Origin of the sequence: Xanthomonas sp. LMG 12461 (genome assembly GCF_009192935.1) — a bacterium.
In the GTDB taxonomy this organism is placed as follows: domain Bacteria; phylum Pseudomonadota; class Gammaproteobacteria; order Xanthomonadales; family Xanthomonadaceae; genus Xanthomonas_A; species Xanthomonas_A sontii.
In genome coordinates, this window is the sequence record NZ_NQYT01000017.1 from 1 (window position 1) to 18586 (window position 18586).

Genomic DNA, 18586 nt, shown 5'->3' on the forward strand with positions numbered 1-18586 from the left:
AGGGGGTAAGACGGTATCTGCGAGTCAACCGCGCTCACCGAGCCATGGCAAGTGACTAGCGGTGCGCCGATGCCGCGCCTGCAGAGTCTGCTGAGGTCGCCGGCTCAGCACGTGCTGTCGCCTGTGTGCAGTCCGCACGCTGTGAGATGGCGAACGATGTCAGCGTCCAGTCATGCATGGATGCTTCCTCAACGCCGTAGATCCACGATTGGCGCAGGCCGTCGATGCAGCTGGCGATGGCGATGCTGTCGCCGGGCGCGCCCTGGTCGGGCAGCGGCAGCGCTACCGGCGCCTGGGTCGGCACGCCGTGCAGCGCACGTGCGTAGGTCAGCATCAGCGGGCCGAGTCGCTCCAGGTTCTGGGCCCGTGCCGGGCCGGCGTCCGATGGCCGATGCTGCGCCAGCCAATCGCGCACCTGGCGCCATTCGGGCGTGCCCGCGGCGTAGGTGTTGGTACTGGACACGCGCAGGCTGTCCGGCACGTCCGGCGCGGCGTAAGCCGCCAGCGGCAGCAGGGCGAGCAGCAGCGCGCCCATGCCCCATCGGGCGTGCCGGGGGCGCGTCTGCCCGTTTTCGAACGCCTCATCGCTGCGCTTGCGCATCCGCCCGCTCCCTGCTGGTTGCCGATGGCGCGACGATAGCACCATCGGTGGCCATGCCTGCCCGCGTGGCCCGGGCGTGTCGCCGGCCGCGCTCGCGCTCAGCGTTTGCCCGGGCGATCGGCCAATGAGGCCTGCAGCGCGGTCGCCAATGCCGCGTCGCCGCTGACCAGCGCACTCCGGCGCAAGTCCAGGCCCTTGCGACGACCTTTCTCGGTGAGCTTCAGGCCGTCCGGATCCACGGTCAGGGTGTAGTGCACGCCGTCGATCTCCAGTGCGCGGCGCAGGGGTTTGTCGAGCGGGGTCATGCGGCGGTTCCCGTTTTCACGATGCGACGAGGGTAGCGGGGCCAAGGTGATGGCAGATTCTGCAGGCGCGCCGGATGAAGACGCTCAAGATCGCCACCTACAACGTCAACGGCATCCGCAGCCGCTTGCCGCAGCTGCTGCAGTGGCTGCAGCGCGAGGCGCCGGACATCGTCGGGCTGCAGGAGCTCAAGAGCGTGGATGCCGGCTTTCCGCTGGCCGAGCTGCATGCCGCCGGCTACGGCGCGGTGTGGATGGGGCAGTCGAGCTGGAACGGCGTGGCGCTGCTGGCCAGGGGTTGCGATCCGGTCGAGAGCCGGCGCGGCCTGCCCGGCGATCCGCGCGACACCCAGAGCCGCTACATCGAGGCGATGGCGCACGGCGTGCTGGTCGGCTGTCTGTACCTGCCCAACGGCAATCCGCGCCCGGGTCCGAAGTTCGACTGCAAGCTGGACTGGTTCGCGCGGCTGCAGCGGCATGCGCAGCACCTGGTGGCGCTGCCGCATCCGGTCGCCTTGATCGGCGACTTCAACGTGGTGCCCACCGATGCGGACATCTACAACCCGGCCTCATGGCGGCGCGATGCGCTGCTGCAACCGGAAAGCCGCCAGGCCTATGCAGAACTGCTGGCGCAGGGCTGGACCGACAGCCTGCGCCAGGTGCACGGCGAGCGCCGCGTGTACACGTTCTGGGATTATTTCCGCCAGCACTGGCAGCGCGATGCCGGGCTGCGCATCGACCACCTGCTGCTGAATCCACCGCTGGCCGCGCGCCTGCGCGACGCCGGCGTGGACCGCTGGGTGCGCGACCTGCCGCACGCCAGCGACCATGCGCCGACCTGGGTCGCTATGGGCGCGGCGCCGGCCCGCGGTGCAGCTGCGTCGCGGGCGAAGCCGAAGCGCGGTGACGCGGGCGCTGCAGGAAACACGAAGGGCGCCAAGGCGACGAAGACCACACGCACCTCCGCATCTGGCGCGACGTCGTTGGCGGAGAAGGCGGCAGCGCGAACCAAGGACAAGACGACGGCCAGGACCAAGGCGAAGTCGACGACGCCAGCGCCGGCAACAAAAAAGAAAGGCGCAACAAAAACGGCAACCGCCAAGACGCCGAAAGCGTGCACGCCGCGCGCTGCCGCCACGGTGCCGCCGACGCCCTCGCGCGGTGGCAAACGCCGGAAACCACCCCTTCTCCCACCGGGAGAAGGTGGCGCGTAGCGCCGGATGAGGGTACGGCAGAATCGGAAAGACGCAGTTCCCGCTATGCCGCCGCGCGGTGTGACCGACGCGGCGGCACGTCTTCCCTTACTTCAACATCTCGGTAAACGCACGATCGGCCTCGATCACGTCCGGCAGCGCGGCGAACAACGCGTCCAGATCCACGTCGTCCAGCAACGGTCCGGTCACCGCCTGCCGCGCCTGGTCGTTGGCGCCGCCGTGGCGCTCCAGCGCATCGGCGACCAGCGCGGCCTGGGCGACGACCTTCGGCATCGGCTCGCCTTCCGGGGCCTGCAGCGGCCGCGCCTGGAAGGCGATGGCGGTCTGGATCACCTGCGGCAGGTGCCAGCGCCGCGCCAGCTCGGCGCCCACTTCCGGGTAGCCGAAGCCCAGTTGCACCGTCTCGTCGGCGGCGCGGCCGCTGGACGAGGCGTCCGGGTGCAGTTGCGCGGCGTAGTCGGGCGCGCCGGTCTGGATCAGCAGTTCGCCGATGTTGTGCATCATGCCGCAGGTGAACGCGGTCTCCGCGTCCAGGCCCTTCTGCCGCGCCAGCAGCCGGCACACGCCGGCCACTTCGAAGCTGTGCAGCCAGAACGCGCGCAGGTCGAAATGCGCCGGGGCATGGAACGCGCCGGTCACCGAGGAGGCCAGCACCAGGGTGCGCAAGGTGTTGAAGCCCAGGCGCAGCGCCGCGTCTTCCACCGTGGTGGAGTCGCGCGCGCCGCGGAAGCGCGCCGAATTGGCCAGCCGCAGCACCTTGGCCGCGATCACCGGGTCCCGCTCGATGTTGCGCGCCACCGCGTCCAGGCTGGTGCCCGGCGCATCGAACTGCAGGATCAGGTCCTGCGCCACCTGGGGAATGGTCGGCAGGGTGTGCAACTGGTCGAACAGCGCCTCTAGCTTCATGGGGACCCTCGGAACGAAACGGGAGGCGGCAGGACCGGAAGCCGGCCGCGCCGCCACGGTGGCGGAATGCGCGCATCCTACCGATTCGCGATGGCCGGCGTGTGGAAGACCGGTCCCGCGGCGACGGCCGCGCCCTGGTGCAGCGGAGCGCGCGGCTCAGCCGGCGGTGCGCACGCGCAGGGTCAGGCCCTTGAGGAAGTTGCGCAGCAACTGGTCGCCGCACAGGCGGAAATTCTTGTGCTCCGGCTGCCGGAACAGCGCCGACAGTTCCGGCTTGGACACCGGGAAACCGGCGGCGTCGAAAATCTGGTGCATGTCCACGTCCTTGAGCTGGAACGCCACGCGCAGCTTCTTCAGCACCACGTTGTTGGTGATGCGCGCTTCCACCGGGCGCGGCGGCAGGCTCTCGTCGCGGCCGCGGTAGTGGAACACCAGCCCGTCCAGCACATGCGCCAGCACCGCGTCGCTGCATTCGACGAAGCCGTCTTCGTCCTCCTTCTTCAGCCACGCCGGGATCTGCGCCTTGTCGATCGGGAACGCGGGATCGGCGAGGTGCGCCAGATCGACGATCTTCTGGTCGCTCAGGTCGAGCATGTAGCGGATGGAGCGCAGGATGTCGTTGTTGAGCATGGCGGGTGTGGGAGTGCGGGAGGCCCGGCGAGGGGCGCTAGTCTAGGCGCTGGCCCGCATCGGCGCGTAGACCGCGCAGGCCCGGGCCATGGCTGCGGTTCACCGAGGGTGTGCACGCGGCGCGGTTGCATCCGCGGGCGCATGCGCCATCATCGGCGCATGGACCATTCGATTCCCAAGCCGAGCGCGGTGTCCGCGCTGAATCCGCGCCAGGAGCAACTGGTGGCGCTGGTGCGCCAGCAGGGCTATGCCGAGGTGGAAGGGCTGGCGGCGCGCTTCGAGGTGACGCCGCAGACCATCCGCCGCGACCTGACCCTGCTGTGCGAGGCCGGCGTGCTGCGCCGCTACCACGGTGGGGTGAGCCTGCCGTCCAGCGTGGAGAACCTGGCCTACACGGCGCGCAAGTCGCTGCAGGCGCAGGAGAAGCGGCGCATCGCCACGCTGCTGGCGCAGCACATTCCCGACGACGCCTCGTTGTTCATCAACATCGGCACCACCAACGAGGACGTGGCGCGCGCGCTGATGGGCCACAGCGGCCTGCGCGTGATCACCAACAACCTCAACGTCGCGGTGATGATGAGCGCCAACCCCAGCTTCGAGGTGATGGTGGCTGGCGGGCGCGTGCGCGGCCGCGACCAGGGCGTCACCGGCGAGGCCACCATCGAGCTGATCCGCCAGTTCAAGGTGGACTTCGGCGTGATCGGCATCTCCGGCATCGATCCGGACGGCACCCTGCTGGATTTCGACTTCCACGAGGTGCGGGTGGCGCAGGCGATCATCGAGCACTCGCGGCAGGTGTTCCTGGCTGCCGACCACAGCAAGCTCGGCCGCAACGCCATGGTCCGGCTGGGGCCGATCGGGCGGGTGCACGCCTGGTTCACCGATCGCGCGCCGCCGGCCGAGCTGGCCGCGGTGCTGGAGGCGGCCGGCACCCGCGTGTTCGTCGCCGAGGGCGATGCGGCCGACCAGGGCGCGCCGGCGCTGGACGCGGCCGCGGACTGAACGAGGCCGGCCCTGCCGCCGCCGGGGTGGCCACAGGGCGTGTGTTCGGATTGTTTCGTTAATGTTGCGTGATGTGGCGCGGTCATCGCGCCGCAGCGGCCCCGCGCGCCCGCCTGGCTGTCTATGAGCTAAGCCGCTGGCCGGTTACGGCCGGTTTGCAGGATGCCGTCGACGCCACGCTGCAGTGCAGCGTGATATGTTCGGAAATGTTCGTTTACGATCTTTTAGTCCTCAGTTCTGCGCTCGGCCGCTGTAGCCGAGCCGGACACGACACTTCCGGGAGTCGGCTATGCGTGAGACCTACGATGTGCTGGTGGTCGGTGGCGGCATCAACGGCGTGGGCATCGCCCGCGACGCGGTGGGCCGCGGATTGTCGGTGTGCCTGTGCGAGCGCGACGACCTGGCCGCGCATACCTCCAGCGCCAGCACCAAGCTGATCCACGGTGGCCTGCGCTACCTGGAGCAGTACGAGTTCGCCCTGGTCGGCAAGGCCCTGGCCGAGCGCGAGGTGCTGCTGCGGCTGGCTCCGCACATCATCTGGCCGCTGCGCTTCCTGCTGCCGCACCAGCCGCACCTGCGCCCGGCGTGGATGATCCGCACCGGCCTGTTCCTGTACGACCACCTGGGCCGCGGCCGCCGCACCCTGCCGGGCTCGCGGCGCCTGGCGCTGCGCACGCACCCGGTGGGCGCGCCGCTGCTCGAGGAGTTCCGCACCGGTTTCGTCTATTCCGACGCCTGGGTGCAGGACGCGCGGCTGGTGGTGCTCAATGCGATGGACGCCGCCCAGCGCGGCGCGCGCATCCTCACCCGCACCCGCTGTGTCGGCGCGCGCCGCGTCGATGGTGTGTGGCAGGTGCAACTGCAGCACGCCGACGGCCGCCGCGAGGAACTGCGCGCGCGTTCGCTGGTCAACGCCGCCGGGCCGTGGGCGGTGCAGTTCCTGGACGAGGTGGCGCACGTCGGCCACGACCACGCGCTGCGCCTGGTCAAGGGCAGCCACATCGTGGTGCCGCGGCTGTTCGAACACGACCATGCCTACATCTTCCAGCAGCCGGACCGGCGCATCGTCTTCGCCATTCCCTACGAGCAGGACTACACCCTGATCGGCACCACCGACGTCGACTACCACGCCGACCCGGCCGCACCGCGCATCGACGGCGAGGAGACGCGTTATCTGTGCGAGGCGGCCAACCGCTACTTCCGCAAGCAGATCGCCCCGGACGACGTGGTGTGGAGCTACAGCGGCGTTCGCCCGCTGCTCGACGACGAGGAGGACAACGCTGCCGAGGTCACCCGCGACTACCTGCTGGAACTGGACACGCGCGATGGTGCGGCCCTGCTCAATGTGTTCGGCGGCAAGCTCACCACCTACCGCAAGCTCGCCGAGGAGGCGGTGGACCGGCTGACCGCGCATGCCGGGCGCAAGGCGCCGGCCTGGACCGCGCACGGTGCGCCGCTGCCGGGCGGCGAGCGCAACGACATCGCCACGCTGGCGCGCGAGTTGCGCGCGGCGCGGCCGTGGCTGGCCGAGGCCACCGCGCAGCGGCTGGCGCGCAACTACGGTACCCGCGCGGACACACTGCTGGGCGATGCCGCCTCGCTGCACGACCTGGGCCAGCACTTCGGCGCCGACCTGTACCAGGCCGAGGTCGACTACCTGCGCGAGCACGAATGGGTGGTGGAGGCCGAGGACTTGCTGTGGCGGCGCAGCAAGCTCGGCCTGCGCGTGGACCCCGCCGGCCGCCAGCGTCTGGTCGCCTACCTGCAACAGGCGCCGGCCACGCTGGCCGCGGCACCGGCATGATCTAAACGCTGCCGTCGGCCCCGTTCGGGCCGCGGCGGCGCGTGCACAATCGCGCTGCGCCCGGCACCCGCCGCGGCGCACGAACCTGGACGCAACCGTGGAGGGTGGCAGGCATGGGTGGATCGACAGCGGCAACGACGGCAGGCCGGGAGGCATGGGCATGAGCCGGCAACTGGTGGGTGAACTGATTTCCGAAGCGATCGCGATGCTGATCATCATCGCCTTCGGCTGCTCGGTGGCATGCATGTACGTGCTCTACGACCCCAGCCCGTACCAGCACGCCTACTGGGGCGTGTGCATCGCCTGGGGCCTGGCGGTGACCATCGCCATCTACGTCACCGGCTCGGTGTCCGGCACCCACGCCAATCCGGCGGTGACCCTGGCGCTGGCGCTGTACCGCGGCTTCCCCTTGCCCAAGGTGCTGCCGTACTGGGTGGCGCAGGTGATCGGTGCGTTTCTCGGCGCGTGGATCGTCTACCTGCTGTTCGCGCCAGTGATCGACCACTACAACCAGGCCCAGCATCTCACCCGCGCCGGCGGCGGCGCGGCCGGGGTGTTCTTCACCGCGCCCGGCCTGGCGATCACGCCGATGCACGCGCTGCGCGACCAAGTGATCCTGACCGCGTTCCTGATCTTCGGCATCTTCGCCATCACCGAGCGCTACAACGAAGCCGCGCCCACCGCCAACTCCGGTGCGCTGATCATCGGCCTGTTGGTGGCCACCATCGGCGCCTCGATGGGCTATCTGGAAGCCTGGGCGATCAATCCGGCCCGCGACTTCGGCCCGCGCCTGTTCGCCTACGTCGCCGGCTGGGGCTCCTCGGCGCTGCCGTCGGCCGACAACTACTGGTGGATCCCGATCGTCGGCCCGCTGATCGGCGGCGTGATCGGCGGTGCCGCCTACCAGTGGCTGATCTATCCGTTCCTGCCGGCGCGGGTGAAAGCGCTGGAAGAAGAACAGGCCGCCGCGCGCCGCGGCTAGCGCGCCGGCAGCGCGTTCGTTTCCGCGCGCGGCGTGCGCGCCTCCCTAATTCCCCGTTGGCGCCGCGCCCGTGCGCGCGGCGTGCATCCTGCAGGAGTCTCCGATGGAAAAGCAGTTCATCCTGGCCATCGACCAGGGCACCACCAGCTCGCGCGCGATCCTGTTCGACCGCCAGGGCCGCATCGTCGGCATGGCGCAGCGCGAGTTCTCGCAGATCTTCCCGCAGCCGGGCTGGGTCGAGCACAACCCGCGCGAGATCATGACCAGCGTCTACACCACGATCACCGAGCTGCTCAACAACCACCAGGTGGACGCCAGCGCCATCGCCGGCATCGGCATCACCAACCAGCGCGAGACCGCGGTGGTGTGGGATCGTGCCACCGGCCAGCCGATCTATAACGCCATCGTCTGGCAGTCGCGGCAGACCAAGGACATCTGCGACCAGCTCAAGGCCGACGGCCACGAGGACATGGTGCGGGCCAAGACCGGCCTGCTGATCGATGCGTACTTCTCCGGCACCAAGGTCAAGTGGATCCTCGACCATGTGGAGGGTGCGCGCGAACGCGCGCAGCGCGGCGAGCTGGCCTTCGGCACCATCGACAGCTGGCTGATCTGGAACCTCACCGGCGGCAAGGTCCACGTCACCGACTACACCAACGCCTCGCGCACGCTGCTGTACAACATCCACGAGCTGCGCTGGGACGAGGAACTGCTGCAACTGCTCGACATCCCCGCCTCGATGCTGCCGGAGGTGCGCTCGTCCAGCGAGATCTACGGCAACACCCAGGGCCAGTATTTCTACGGCCATGCGGTGCCCATCGCCGGCATCGCCGGCGACCAGCAGGCGGCGCTGTTCGGCCAGGCCTGCTTCGAACCGGGCATGGCCAAGAACACCTACGGCACCGGTTGTTTCATGCTGATGAACACCGGCGAGAAGGCGGTGGCGTCGAAGAACGGCCTGCTCACCACCATCGCCTGGGGCGTGGATGGCAAGGTCGAGTACGCGCTGGAAGGCGCGATCTTCGTCGCCGGTTCGGTGGTGCAGTGGCTGCGCGACGGCCTGCGCATGCTCGGCAAGGCCAGCGACTCGCAGGCCTACGCCGAGCGTGCCGGCGACAACGACGGCGTGTACTTCGTGCCGGCCTTCGTCGGCCTGGGCGCGCCGTACTGGCGCAGCGACATCCGTGGCGCGGTGTTCGGTCTGACCCGCGGTACGACCAAGGAACATTTCATTCGCGCGGCGATCGAATCGATGGCGTACCAGACCCGCGACGTGCTGACCGCGATGCAGGTCGACTCGGGCATCGAACTGAAGGAACTGCGCGCCGATGGCGGCGCCATCGCCAACGACTTCATGGCGCAGTTTCAGAGCGACATCCTGGACGTGCCGGTGCTGCGTCCGGAGGTGGCCGAGACCACTGCGCTCGGTGCGGCCTACCTGGCCGGCCTGGCGACCGGCTTCTGGAAGAATCGCGACGAGATCGCCCAGCAATGGGCGGTGGACCGCCGTTTCGAGCCGGACATGCCAGCCGAACGCCGCGAAGCGCTGTACGCCGGCTGGCAGCAGGCGGTGGAGGCGACGATGGGGTTCCGGATTCGCTGAGGCGGTCGCGCAGTGCAGTCGGGGCTGCGGCTGCTCCTTTGCATCTGCCGGCCGAGGCGTTGTTCGTCGCTGCGACTGCCGAAGGCGGCAGTCGCCAGCCGCCGCACCGAACCTGGTAGGCGTCAGCGGTGATGCCGCCGCGACAAGCGGAACCGAAAGCCGAAGGACACCTTCCGTCGTCGGGACTGAAGTCCCTCCCACAAGGGTGCCTTTCCCACAGGGTGTCCTGCCCCTTCCCTGTGCGAGCGGCTTCCGCCGCCGGGCGCTCTCGCGAAACGCCGCTCGCCGTCGTTCAAGCGCCGCTGCGGCCGAGCCGGCGCGCACTCCCGGCAACGGCGAAGGATTCAGACGTACTGCGTCGGCCCACGCGGACCCGGCACCGGGGAGTCGACGTCGCCGACCGGGTCTTGGATCGGCGGGATGGTCGGATCGGTCGGCTGGTCGGGGATCGGATCGATCGGGCGGTCCGGGGTCGGATCCACGCCCGGATTCGGCACCTGGCCCGGCACCTCGTTCGGTGGCTGCTGCGGGTCCTGGCCAGGATTGGGGGATTGCATGTGCATGAGCCTCTCCGTGCGATGGCGCTCCAGCGTGCGCGCCATGGCAGCGCGTGCGGGTGAAGCGCATGCCAAGGACGGATGAAAGACGGGCCGATGCGTGCGCCTTGCCATCGCGATTGGCACGCTCGCCGCTGGCGCCGACTCCAGCGCTCCGGCATGCTGCCGCCGCATGCACCGCTACGACCTGGTCATCTTCGACTTCGACGGCACCCTGGCCGATTCGTTCCCCTGGTTCCTGGCCACCATCAACGGCGTCGCCGACGAGTTCGGCTTCCGCCGCTTCGACGTGGCGCGGCTGGACGAGATCCGCAGCCTGAGCGCGCGCGAGCTGATGGCGCGCAGCGGCCTGCGCTGGTGGCGGGTGCCGGCGGTAGCGCAACGCATGCGCACGCTGATGAGCGCGCAGATCGAGCGCATCGCGCTGTTCGACGGCGTCGCCGACCTGCTCGCGCAGCTGGCGCAGGCTGGCGTGCAGTTGGCCCTGGTCACGTCCAACAGCCGCGCCAACGCCGCGCGCGTGCTCGGCCCCGCGTTGTTCGCGCAGTTCCGCGACGTGCGCTGCGGCGCGGCGGTGCTGGGCAAGCGGCGCAAGCTGCGCGCCAGCCTGCGCGCCTGCGGCGTCCCCGCCGCGCGGGCGCTGTGCGTGGGCGACGAGATCCGCGATGCCGAGGCCGCGCGCCAGGCCGGCATCGCCTTCGCTGGCGTGGCCTGGGGCTACACCTTGCCGGCGGCCTTGCAGCCGCACACGCCGCTGCCGTTGCTGCAGCGGCCGGAGGCGCTGCTGGCCCTCGTGCTTGGTGCTGATGACCGCACGCAGCCGCCTGCGCTGCAGGCCGATGCGTGCGGTGCCTGCGCGGCCATGGGTCGCGACGCATGATGTGGCTGCCCGACGCGATCGGTGCGGTGATCGCGGTCGTCTTCCTGGGCAGCGCCGCGTTGTCGATCGGTGCGCTGCATCGCATGGGGCGCAGTCAGGTGACGGACCTGCTGGAGGCTTCGTTCCGTGAGCAGGCGTTTCCGGGCGAGCACGGGCCGTTGCGTGGCAGCGACCTGACCGTGGTCAGGCGATCCAGGCAGACCATCGAAAGCAGCGACGGCCACGTGTATTCGATCGCGCCGGATGCCGCGCTGCAGACCGCCGATGCGTTCTGGTACTGCGTCGGGGCGGGACCGAGTTGGTTCCTGGCCATTCCGGTGGTGACGTCGGGCTTCGGCAAGGCGCAGGTGCATTGGATCGTGCGGCCGATGACCGAGGTGCGCATGCGCGTGGCGCTGCAGTTCGACCGCAAGGCGACCCGCCTGGCCTTCGGTACGCGGCCGGCTGCGCGCTGAGTCCGCCGACCCGAGCGAAGCAGCCAGACGCGCACGACGCGAAGTGACCTGTCGATCGCGTCCTCGCGCCGTCCCACTGTCCTCGGCGTGCCAGCGGCATGCGCCGCCACCGACGCCGCGGAATCCAGCGGCGCACTGAGTGCCATCGGGCGAACGTCGGCCCCGCCATGCGCCGGCTGGCGCGGCCGGCGCCGAGCGGAATTGCTGCGCTGCAGGTTGATTGTTCACTTGTGATTGCTATATTCATATGCGAACAGCCGCCGTGCCATCGCCATCCTGGGCGTGCATGCTGCGGCCTTCCTTCATCGCGCCCGATCCCGGGCAGAGGCGTGCCATGCGTGACCCCAGCCACTTCCGTCCCTCGCGCGTCCGTGGGCGATCCGCTGTGGCCGTCGTTCCGGGCGTGCGCGCATGGCGCTGAGCGCTGTCGCCGCCGACGCCACCCTGGCGCCGCGCGCGCTGGGCCGCAGTGGTGTGCAGCTGTCCACCCTGGGCTTCGGCGCCGCGCCGATCGGCAATCTGTACGCCGAGGTGGACGATGCGGTGGCGCTGGCCGCGGTGGCCGATGCCTATGCCGCCGGCATCCGCCATTTCGACACCGCGCCGTACTACGGCTACGGGCTGAGCGAGCAACGCCTGGGGCAGGGCCTGCGCGGGCTGCCGCGCGCCAGCTACACGCTCTCGACCAAGGTCGGCCGCTGCGTCTACGACGATGCCGCGGCCGCGCCCGGGCGCGAGGGCTTCGCCGTGGCCGGGCGCCGCGCCGAATTCGACTACAGCCGCGACGGCGTGCTGCGTGCCTTCGAGTCCAGTTTGCAGCGGCTCGGCACCGATCACATCGATGTGCTGCTGCTGCACGACATCGGCCGCCTGACCCACGGCGAGCGCCATCCGGCGATGCTGCGGCAGGCGCTGGACGAAGCGCTGCCGACGATGGCCGCGCTGAAGGCGCAGGGCGCGTGCCGGGCGATCGGCATCGGCGTCAACGAGGAAGACGTGGCGGTGGAACTGATGCCGCTGTTCCCGCTCGACTGCGTGATGCTGGCCGGCCGCTACACCTTGCTCGAACAGCATGCCGCGCAGCGGATCATGGCGCAGGCGCTGCAGCGGCAGATCGGCATCCTGGTGGCCGGGCCGTACAGCTCGGGCCTGCTGAGCGATGCGCGCGGGCCGGGCGAGACCTACAACTACGCGCCGGTGGATCCGGCCACACTGCAGCACGCGCAGCGCCTGTTCGCGGCCTGTGCGGCGCACGGCGTGGACGTGGGCGCGGCGGCGCTGCAGTTCCCGCTCGCCCATCCGGCGGTGAGCGCGGTGGTCGCCGGCATGCGCACGTCGGCCGAAGTGGCCAGCGCCGCCACGCGCCTGCGCGCGGCGATTCCCGCGGCGCTGTGGCAACAGTTGCGCGACGACGACCTGCTGCGCGCGCCGGTGCCGACGCCGTGACCATCATCGACGCCCATGTGCATTTCTGGCGCCTGGCGCGTGGCGACTATGCCTGGCTGACCCCGGACCTGGGCGTGCTGTACCGCGACTACCTGCCCGAGGACCTGGCCGCGACGCTCGACGCGCAGGACGTGACCGCGCTGGTGGCGGTGCAGGCGGCGCAGAGCGAGGCGGAAACGCGCTACCTGCTGCAACTGGCGCGTGCCGAGCCGCGCATCGTCGGCGTGGTCGGCTGGGTCGATTTCGAGGCCGCTGACGTTGCCGCGCGCATCGCCGCGCTGTGCGCCGACGGCGCCGGCCTGCTCAAGGGGCTGCGGCCGATGGTGCAGGACCTGGCCGATCCGCAGTGGTTGGCGCGGCCGCAGCTGGATGCGGCGTTCGACGCGCTGCTGCAGCACGATCTGGCCTTCGATGCGCTGGTGCGTCCGCTGCACCTGCCGGCGCTGCTGGCACGGCTGCAGCGTCACCCTCACTTGCGCGTGGTGCTGGACCACGCCGCCAAGCCGTCCATCGGCGGGGCCGATTTCCAGGCCTGGGCCGATGGCCTGGCGCACCTGGCGCAGCACCCCAACGTGGTGTGCAAGCTGTCCGGCCTGCTCACCGAACTGCCGGCCGGCGCCGCCATCGACGATCCTGCGCTTGCCCCCTACGTGGCGCACCTGTTCGCCTGCTTCGGCGCGCAGCGGCTGCTGTGGGGCAGCGACTGGCCGGTGCTGACCCAGCGTGCCGACTACGCCGCGTGGATGGCGCTGGCGCAGGCCTGGGTCGCGCAGCACGCCGTCGATGACGCCGAGGCGGTGTTCGCCGGCACTGCGCGGCGCGTCTATCGCCTGTCCGATCCGATTGCTTCCTCCCCCACCTGGAGTCCCGCCCCATGACCACGTTCGCGTCCGTTTCCGGGAGCCGCGCATGAGCGGCCGTCTGCAAGGCAAGCGCTGCCTGATCACCGCCGCCGGCGCCGGCATCGGCCGCGAGAGCGCGCTGGCCTGCGCCCGCGAAGGCGCGCAGGTGCTGGCCACCGACATCGATGCCGCCGCGCTGCAGGTGCTGGCCGCCGAGGCCGACGGCATCGTCACGCAGACGCTGGACGTCACCGATCCCGCCGCGATCCAGGCGCTGGTGGCGGCGCAGCCGACCTTCGACGTGCTGTTCAACTGCGCCGGCTACGTGCACCAGGGCAGCATCCTCGATTGCGACGCGCCGGCCTGGAAGCGCTCGTTCGCGATCAACGTCGACGCGATGTACTACCTGTGCCAGGCGGTGCTGCCGGGCATGCTCGCGCAGGGCCGCGGCAGCATCGTCAACATGTCCTCGGTGGCGTCCAGCATCAAGGGCGTGCCCAATCGCTTCGCCTACGGCGTGACCAAGGCGGCGGTGATCGGCCTGAGCAAGGCCATCGCCGCCGACTACGTGGCCAAGGGCATCCGCTGCAACGCGATCTGCCCCGGCACGATCAAGACGCCGTCGCTGGGCGAGCGGGTCAAGGCGCTGGGTGGCGACGAGCAGGCGGTGTGGAAGAGCTTCACCGACCGCCAGCCGATGGGCCGCCTGGGCGACCCGCGCGAGATCGCGCAACTGGTGGTGTACCTGGCCTCGGACGACTCCTCGTTCACGACCGGCCAGACCCACATCATCGACGGCGGCTGGTCGAACTGACCGCGCCTTCCCCTTCCTGACAGAGGACTTCCCATGAAACTGCTGCGTTACGGCGAACCCGGCCACGAACGCCCGGCCCTGCTCGATGCCGACGGCCACTTGCGCGATCTTTCGGCGGTGATCGACGACGTCGCCGGCGAGCATCTCACCGCCGCCGGCCTGGCCAGGCTGCGCGCGCTCGATCCGACCACGCTGCCGCAGGTGGATGGCGAAGTGCGCTACGGCGCCGCCGTGGGCCGCGTCGGCAAGTTCATCTGCGTCGGCTTGAACTACGCCGACCACGCCGCCGAGTCGGGCATGGCGGTGCCGGAGATGCCGGTGCTGTTCATGAAGGCCACCAGCGCGATCAGCGGCCCCAACGACACCGTGACCATTCCGCGCGGTTCGCTCAAGACCGACTGGGAAGTGGAGCTGGGCGTGGTGATCGGCGATACCGCGCGCGATGTGTCGGTGGACGAGGCGCTGTCGCATGTCGCCGGCTATGCGGTGATCAACGACCTGTCCGAGCGCGCGTTCCAGCTCGAGCACGGCGGGCAGTGGGTGAAGGGCAAGAGCTGCGACGGCTTCGGCCCGATCGGCCCGTGGCTGGTCACCGCCGACGAGGTGCCCGACCCGCAGAACCTGTCGATGTGGCTGGAGGTCAACGGCCACCGCTACCAGAACGGCAGCACCCGCACGATGGTGTTCGGCGTGGCCGAGCTGGTCAGCCACATCAGCCGCTATATGACGTTGCTGCCGGGCGACGTGATCAGCACCGGCACGCCGCCGGGCGTGGGCCTGGGGCAGAAGCCGCAGGTGTACCTGAAGCCGGGCGACGTGATGCGGCTGGGCATCGAAGGCCTGGGCGAGCAACGCCAGGCCGTGGTCGCGCATCCGCGCGACGCGGCCTAAAGCCCCTCTCCCCTCGGGAGAGGGGTTGGGGTGAGGGTAAGGGGCGAAGCCACCTCGCATTGCATCCCGGTGCGGCTTTCGCTCGCGCATTGAGCGACACCGCTACGTGCTGTTACTTCGTTCTTGTTTCACAGGGTCGGTACCCGCCATGCACCACCGCACCCTCACCCCAACCCCTCTCCCGGGGGGGAGAGGGGCTACTTCACCGCTTTTTTTGACTTTCCCACCGCCTCACCGACCAGGACCCCCATGAGCAAAATCGTCGCGCTCGAGACCTTCGACGTCCGTTTCCCCACCTCGCGCGAACTGGACGGTTCCGATGCGATGAATCCGGATCCGGATTATTCGGCCGCCTATCTGCGCCTGCGTACCGATGCCGACGACGGCCTCGCCGGCTACGGCCTGGCCTTCACCATCGGCCGCGGCAACGACGTGCAGAGCGCGGCGGTGGCGGCGCTGGCGCATCACGTGGTCGGCCGCGACGTGGAGACGGTGATCGGCGACCTGGGCGGGTTCGCGCGCAGCCTCACCGACGACTCGCAGCTGCGCTGGCTGGGCCCGGAGAAGGGCGTGATGCACATGGCCATCGGCGCCGTGGTCAACGCCGCCTGGGACATGGCCGCGCGCCGCGCCGGCAAGCCGCTGTGGCGCTTCATCGCCGAGCTGTCGCCGGAGCAACTGGTGGCCGCGATCGACTTCCGCTACCTCAGCGACGCGCTGACCCCCGACCAGGCGCTGGCCATGTTGCGCGATGCCGAACCGCTGCGCGCCGAACGCATCCAGACGCTGCTGGAACAGGGCTATCCGGCCTACACCACCTCGCCCGGCTGGCTCGGCTATTCCGACGAGAAGCTGGTGCGCCTGGCCAAGGAAGCGGTGGCCGATGGCTTCCGCACCATCAAGCTCAAGGTCGGCGCCAACGTGGAGGACGACATCCGCCGCTGCCGCCTGGCGCGCGCCGCGATCGGCCCGGACGTCGCCATGGCGGTGGACGCCAACCAGCGTTGGGATGTCGGCCCGGCGATCGCCTGGATGCGCCAGCTCGCCGAATTCGACATCGCCTGGATCGAGGAGCCGACCAGCCCCGACGACGTGCTCGGCCACGCCGCGATCCGCCGCGGCATCGCCCCGGTGCCGGTGTCCACCGGCGAGCACACCCAGAACCGGGTGGTGTTCAAGCAGTTGCTGCAGGCCGGCGCGGTGGACCTGATCCAGATCGATGCCGCGCGCGTGGGCGGCGTCAACGAGAACCTGGCGATCCTGCTGCTGGCGGCCAAGTTCGGCGTGCGCGTGTTCCCGCATGCCGGCGGCGTGGGCCTGTGCGAGCTGGTGCAGCACCTGGCGATGGCCGATTTCGTCGCCATCACCGGCAAGATGGAAGACCGCGCGATCGAGTTCGTCGACCACCTGCACCAGCACTTCGTCGATCCGGTGCGGATCGTCCACGGCCGCTATCTGGCGCCGACCACGCCGGGCTTCTCGGCCGAGATGCATGCCGCCTCGGTCACCCAGTTCCTGTATCCGGACGGCCCTTTCTGGAGCGCGGATCTGGCCGCACAGGGCGGCTGACGCCAGCGACCTTGGTGCGCTTCCGCCGAAGGAAGCGCGCCGGTTGCGGTGGTTGCCAGTGCATCTGTCGCGGCTGAAGCCGCTCCTGCGACGGCGGCGGCAGCGGTGCTGGATCGCTCGCTGTGGGAGCGACTTCAGTCGCGACGCACGAACCTGTGCACGCACCAGCTTCGGCAGCAGTCGGGACTGAAGTCCCTCCCACAACGTCGCACAGCATCCGCCGCGCCTGCCACGACCTCTGCAACCGCACCTGCCGCACTCTCTGCAACCGTGGGAGCTGCTTCAGCCGCGACGAGCGAAGCGGTAAACCAACCGGTCTCGCGCGCGCTCGGCACCGGCTTTCCAACACACGCGTACGCCCACGCAATACCTCAGCCCGCGCCGTTGCGCTCCTGCGCGGCCAGCGCCGCCTGCAAGGAAAAGATCTGCAGCGCTTCGCGCCATTTCTCGCCGGGCGCCGAACCGGGCAAGGGTTTCTGGAAGCGCCACATCAACTCCTCCCACGCCTGCACGCGCGGATCGGCGGCGTCGGCAGCGGCCTTGGCGGCGGGCGAATAGTCCTCGTCCACCTCCATCAGCATCACCAGGCGGTCGCCGCAGCGATGGATGTCCAGCTCGCGGATGCCGGCGGCGCGCAGCGAGGCGACGATCTCCGGCCACACGGTGTCGGGACGGTGCCAGCGTTCGTATTCGGCGATCAGCGCCGGGTCGTCGTGCAGGTCCAGCAGGTAGCAATGGCGCGGCATGGCTCAGGCTCCGCGGGCAGAGGGAAGGGGCGCCACGCGGTTTCGCGCCGCATGCAGCGCGAAGCCGAGGATCACCGCGAAGCCGATCGCAGGCACCGCGAGCGCCCAGTGGATGCCGGCATGGTCGGACACCGCGCCCATCACCGCGGTCAGCGCGGCGCCGCCGATGATCGCCATGACGATCAGCGACGCGCCCAGCTTGCGCGCGTCGTCGTCCAGCCCGTCCAGGCCCAGGGCGAAGATGGTCGGGAACATCACCGACATGAACAGGCTGCTGGCGACCAGCGCATACAGGCCGATCCAGCCCGGCAGCGCCACCGCCACCGCGCACAGCAGCAGGTTGAGCAGGGCGAACACGCCCAGCAGCCGTGCCGGCGCCAGGAAGCGCAGCAGCGCGGTGCCGATGAAGCGGCCGGCCATGAACAGCACCAGCGACAGGGTGAGGAAATCGGCGGCGGTCTTCTCCGGGGTGCCGGGCACGCCGTCCTGCAGGTAGCGGATCAGGTAGCTCCAGATGCCGACCTGCGCGCCGACGTAGAAGAACTGCGCGATCACCGCGAACACGAAGCGGCCATTGCGCCGCAGCTGGCCGAAGCCACCGGCGCGCGCGCCATCGCCACCGGCGCGGGTGGCGGGGAAGCGGGTCAGCCCGATCAGCAGCGCCCACAGCAGCACCACCGCACCGATGATCAGGTACGGCGTCTGCACCGCCAGCGACTCGGTGGCGAAGAAGGCCTCGCGCGCGGCCGGCGCCATCGCCGCCAGCTCCTGCGGCGTGTGCTCCACGCCGGAGAGGATGAAGTGCTGGCCTACCAGGATGCCGGTGATCGAACCCAGCGGATTGAACGCCTGCGCCAGATTCAGCCGTCGCGCCGCGCCCTCGGCCGGACCGAGCACGGTGACCAGCGGGTTGGCGGTGGTTTCCAGGAAGGCCAGACCGCTGGCGATGACGAACAGCGCCAGCAGGAACAGCCAGTAGGTGTGCACCTGCGCGGCGGGGTAGAACAGGAACGCGCCGACCGCGTACAGCAGCAGGCCCAGCACCACCGCGGCCTTGTAGCTGTAGCGTCGCATGAACATCGCCGCCGGGATCGCGAACACGAAGTAGCCCAGGTAGAACGCGCTCTGCACCAGTCCGGCCTGCAGGTCGCTCAGCTCGAAGGCCTTCTTGAACTGCTTGATCAGGATGTCGTTGAGGTTGTTCGCCATGCCCCAGAGAAAGAACAGGCTGACGATCAGGACCAACGGCGCAAGCGCGGTCCGGGTGAGACTGGCGGACGCCGGTGTGGCGGATTCGCTGCTGTAGTGCATTGCCGCCTACCCCTCCCAAGGTGTGCCGCGT

At 70.0% G+C, this 18586-nt stretch carries 19 protein-coding genes; 12 read left to right on the plus strand and 7 right to left on the minus strand.

The window, feature by feature from the left end; all coding sequences use genetic code 11:
* Positions 1-55: 55 nt before the first annotated feature.
* Together CEK68_RS04570 and CEK68_RS04575 are read right to left on the minus strand one after the other, a co-directional pair.
* Positions 56-601 (minus strand): hypothetical protein, encoded by a 546-nt coding sequence (locus CEK68_RS04570; RefSeq protein ID WP_226977751.1) that lies wholly within the window; start codon positions 599-601, stop codon positions 56-58.
* 98 nt (positions 602-699) lie between these two features.
* A complete protein-coding gene (locus tag CEK68_RS04575; RefSeq protein WP_152238669.1) occupies positions 700-906 on the minus strand; it encodes a hypothetical protein in 207 nt (68 codons plus the stop codon).
* Positions 907-980: 74 nt separating this feature from the next.
* Here CEK68_RS04575 and CEK68_RS04580 point away from each other — a divergent pair, with 74 nt between their 5' ends.
* Entirely contained in the window at positions 981-2117 is a 1137-nt protein-coding gene (locus CEK68_RS04580) for an exodeoxyribonuclease III (protein ID WP_152238670.1), read from the plus strand.
* A gap of 87 nt (positions 2118-2204) precedes the next feature.
* On the opposite strand, the gene CEK68_RS04585 is transcribed toward CEK68_RS04580, so the two are convergent.
* Positions 2205-3023: an HDOD domain-containing protein gene (locus tag CEK68_RS04585; RefSeq protein ID WP_017907477.1), complete on the minus strand. Its 819-nt coding sequence runs from the start codon at positions 3021-3023 to the stop codon at positions 2205-2207.
* Positions 3024-3179: 156 nt separating this feature from the next.
* On the minus strand, positions 3180-3653 hold the full coding sequence (locus CEK68_RS04590; RefSeq protein ID WP_152238671.1) for a DUF1456 family protein: 474 nt from the start codon (positions 3651-3653) through the stop codon (positions 3180-3182).
* A 141-nt stretch (positions 3654-3794) separates the two neighbouring features.
* On the opposite strand from CEK68_RS04590, the gene CEK68_RS04595 reads away from it, so the two are divergent.
* From CEK68_RS04595 to glpK, 4 genes are all read left to right on the plus strand, one after another.
* Entirely contained in the window at positions 3795-4655 is an 861-nt protein-coding gene (locus CEK68_RS04595; RefSeq protein ID WP_051064828.1) for a DeoR family transcriptional regulator, read from the plus strand.
* A gap of 289 nt (positions 4656-4944) precedes the next feature.
* Positions 4945-6459 (plus strand): glycerol-3-phosphate dehydrogenase, encoded by a 1515-nt coding sequence (gene glpD / locus CEK68_RS04600; RefSeq protein WP_152238672.1) that lies wholly within the window; start codon positions 4945-4947, stop codon positions 6457-6459.
* A gap of 160 nt (positions 6460-6619) precedes the next feature.
* Positions 6620-7441, plus strand: coding sequence for an MIP/aquaporin family protein (locus tag CEK68_RS04605; RefSeq protein ID WP_152238673.1), 822 nt, complete (start codon positions 6620-6622; stop codon positions 7439-7441).
* Between the two features lie 103 nt (positions 7442-7544).
* Positions 7545-9044 (plus strand): glycerol kinase GlpK, encoded by a 1500-nt coding sequence (glpK, locus tag CEK68_RS04610; protein WP_148829561.1) that lies wholly within the window; start codon positions 7545-7547, stop codon positions 9042-9044.
* 344 nt (positions 9045-9388) lie between these two features.
* On the opposite strand, the gene CEK68_RS04615 is transcribed toward glpK, so the two are convergent.
* Positions 9389-9607 (minus strand): hypothetical protein, encoded by a 219-nt coding sequence (locus CEK68_RS04615; protein WP_026143701.1) that lies wholly within the window; start codon positions 9605-9607, stop codon positions 9389-9391.
* Between the two features lie 166 nt (positions 9608-9773).
* On the opposite strand from CEK68_RS04615, the gene CEK68_RS04620 reads away from it, so the two are divergent.
* From CEK68_RS04620 to CEK68_RS04650, 7 genes are all read left to right on the plus strand, one after another.
* Positions 9774-10481 (plus strand): HAD-IA family hydrolase, encoded by a 708-nt coding sequence (locus CEK68_RS04620; RefSeq protein WP_152238674.1) that lies wholly within the window; start codon positions 9774-9776, stop codon positions 10479-10481.
* Positions 10481-10936, plus strand: a complete 456-nt coding sequence (locus CEK68_RS04625; protein WP_226977752.1) for a hypothetical protein — start codon at positions 10481-10483, stop codon at positions 10934-10936. The genes CEK68_RS04620 and CEK68_RS04625 overlap by 1 nt, the downstream gene beginning before the upstream one ends.
* Before the next feature lie 411 nt (positions 10937-11347).
* Positions 11348-12382: an aldo/keto reductase gene (locus CEK68_RS04630; protein ID WP_152238676.1), complete on the plus strand. Its 1035-nt coding sequence runs from the start codon at positions 11348-11350 to the stop codon at positions 12380-12382.
* Positions 12379-13260, plus strand: a complete 882-nt coding sequence (locus CEK68_RS04635; RefSeq protein WP_152238677.1) for an amidohydrolase family protein — start codon at positions 12379-12381, stop codon at positions 13258-13260. Before CEK68_RS04630 ends, CEK68_RS04635 begins: the two co-directional genes overlap by 4 nt.
* Positions 13261-13291: 31 nt before the next feature.
* Positions 13292-14038, plus strand: a complete 747-nt coding sequence (locus CEK68_RS04640; RefSeq protein ID WP_152238678.1) for an SDR family oxidoreductase — start codon at positions 13292-13294, stop codon at positions 14036-14038.
* A gap of 33 nt (positions 14039-14071) precedes the next feature.
* Entirely contained in the window at positions 14072-14929 is an 858-nt protein-coding gene (locus CEK68_RS04645; protein ID WP_152238679.1) for a fumarylacetoacetate hydrolase family protein, read from the plus strand.
* A 249-nt stretch (positions 14930-15178) separates the two neighbouring features.
* Positions 15179-16498: an L-fuconate dehydratase gene (locus tag CEK68_RS04650; protein WP_017916375.1), complete on the plus strand. Its 1320-nt coding sequence runs from the start codon at positions 15179-15181 to the stop codon at positions 16496-16498.
* 371 nt (positions 16499-16869) lie between these two features.
* On the opposite strand, the gene CEK68_RS04655 is transcribed toward CEK68_RS04650, so the two are convergent.
* Positions 16870-17244, minus strand: coding sequence for an L-rhamnose mutarotase (locus CEK68_RS04655; protein WP_152238012.1), 375 nt, complete (start codon positions 17242-17244; stop codon positions 16870-16872).
* 3 nt (positions 17245-17247) lie between these two features.
* Positions 17248-18555 (minus strand): L-fucose:H+ symporter permease, encoded by a 1308-nt coding sequence (gene fucP, locus CEK68_RS04660; RefSeq protein WP_017911550.1) that lies wholly within the window; start codon positions 18553-18555, stop codon positions 17248-17250.
* Positions 18556-18586: the final 31 nt, after the last annotated feature.

What these genes read in the sequence shown, in the direction of transcription:
- CEK68_RS04570 (WP_226977751.1), bottom strand. Translation starts at nt 601, where the DNA reads ATGCGCAAGCGCAGCGATGAGGCGTTCGAAAACGGGCAGACGCGCCCC.
- CEK68_RS04575 (WP_152238669.1), bottom strand. Translation starts at nt 906, where the DNA reads ATGACCCCGCTCGACAAACCCCTGCGCCGCGCACTGGAGATCGACGGC.
- CEK68_RS04580 (WP_152238670.1), top strand. Translation starts at nt 981, where the DNA reads ATGAAGACGCTCAAGATCGCCACCTACAACGTCAACGGCATCCGCAGC.
- CEK68_RS04585 (WP_017907477.1), bottom strand. Translation starts at nt 3,023, where the DNA reads ATGAAGCTAGAGGCGCTGTTCGACCAGTTGCACACCCTGCCGACCATT.
- CEK68_RS04590 (WP_152238671.1), bottom strand. Translation starts at nt 3,653, where the DNA reads ATGCTCAACAACGACATCCTGCGCTCCATCCGCTACATGCTCGACCTG.
- CEK68_RS04595 (WP_051064828.1), top strand. Translation starts at nt 3,795, where the DNA reads ATGCGCCATCATCGGCGCATGGACCATTCGATTCCCAAGCCGAGCGCG.
- glpD (WP_152238672.1), top strand. Translation starts at nt 4,945, where the DNA reads ATGCGTGAGACCTACGATGTGCTGGTGGTCGGTGGCGGCATCAACGGC.
- CEK68_RS04605 (WP_152238673.1), top strand. Translation starts at nt 6,620, where the DNA reads ATGAGCCGGCAACTGGTGGGTGAACTGATTTCCGAAGCGATCGCGATG.
- glpK (WP_148829561.1), top strand. Translation starts at nt 7,545, where the DNA reads ATGGAAAAGCAGTTCATCCTGGCCATCGACCAGGGCACCACCAGCTCG.
- CEK68_RS04615 (WP_026143701.1), bottom strand. Translation starts at nt 9,607, where the DNA reads ATGCACATGCAATCCCCCAATCCTGGCCAGGACCCGCAGCAGCCACCG.
- CEK68_RS04620 (WP_152238674.1), top strand. Translation starts at nt 9,774, where the DNA reads ATGCACCGCTACGACCTGGTCATCTTCGACTTCGACGGCACCCTGGCC.
- CEK68_RS04625 (WP_226977752.1), top strand. Translation starts at nt 10,481, where the DNA reads ATGTGGCTGCCCGACGCGATCGGTGCGGTGATCGCGGTCGTCTTCCTG.
- CEK68_RS04630 (WP_152238676.1), top strand. Translation starts at nt 11,348, where the DNA reads ATGGCGCTGAGCGCTGTCGCCGCCGACGCCACCCTGGCGCCGCGCGCG.
- CEK68_RS04640 (WP_152238678.1), top strand. Translation starts at nt 13,292, where the DNA reads ATGAGCGGCCGTCTGCAAGGCAAGCGCTGCCTGATCACCGCCGCCGGC.
- CEK68_RS04645 (WP_152238679.1), top strand. Translation starts at nt 14,072, where the DNA reads ATGAAACTGCTGCGTTACGGCGAACCCGGCCACGAACGCCCGGCCCTG.
- CEK68_RS04650 (WP_017916375.1), top strand. Translation starts at nt 15,179, where the DNA reads ATGAGCAAAATCGTCGCGCTCGAGACCTTCGACGTCCGTTTCCCCACC.
- CEK68_RS04655 (WP_152238012.1), bottom strand. Translation starts at nt 17,244, where the DNA reads ATGCCGCGCCATTGCTACCTGCTGGACCTGCACGACGACCCGGCGCTG.
- fucP (WP_017911550.1), bottom strand. Translation starts at nt 18,555, where the DNA reads ATGCACTACAGCAGCGAATCCGCCACACCGGCGTCCGCCAGTCTCACC.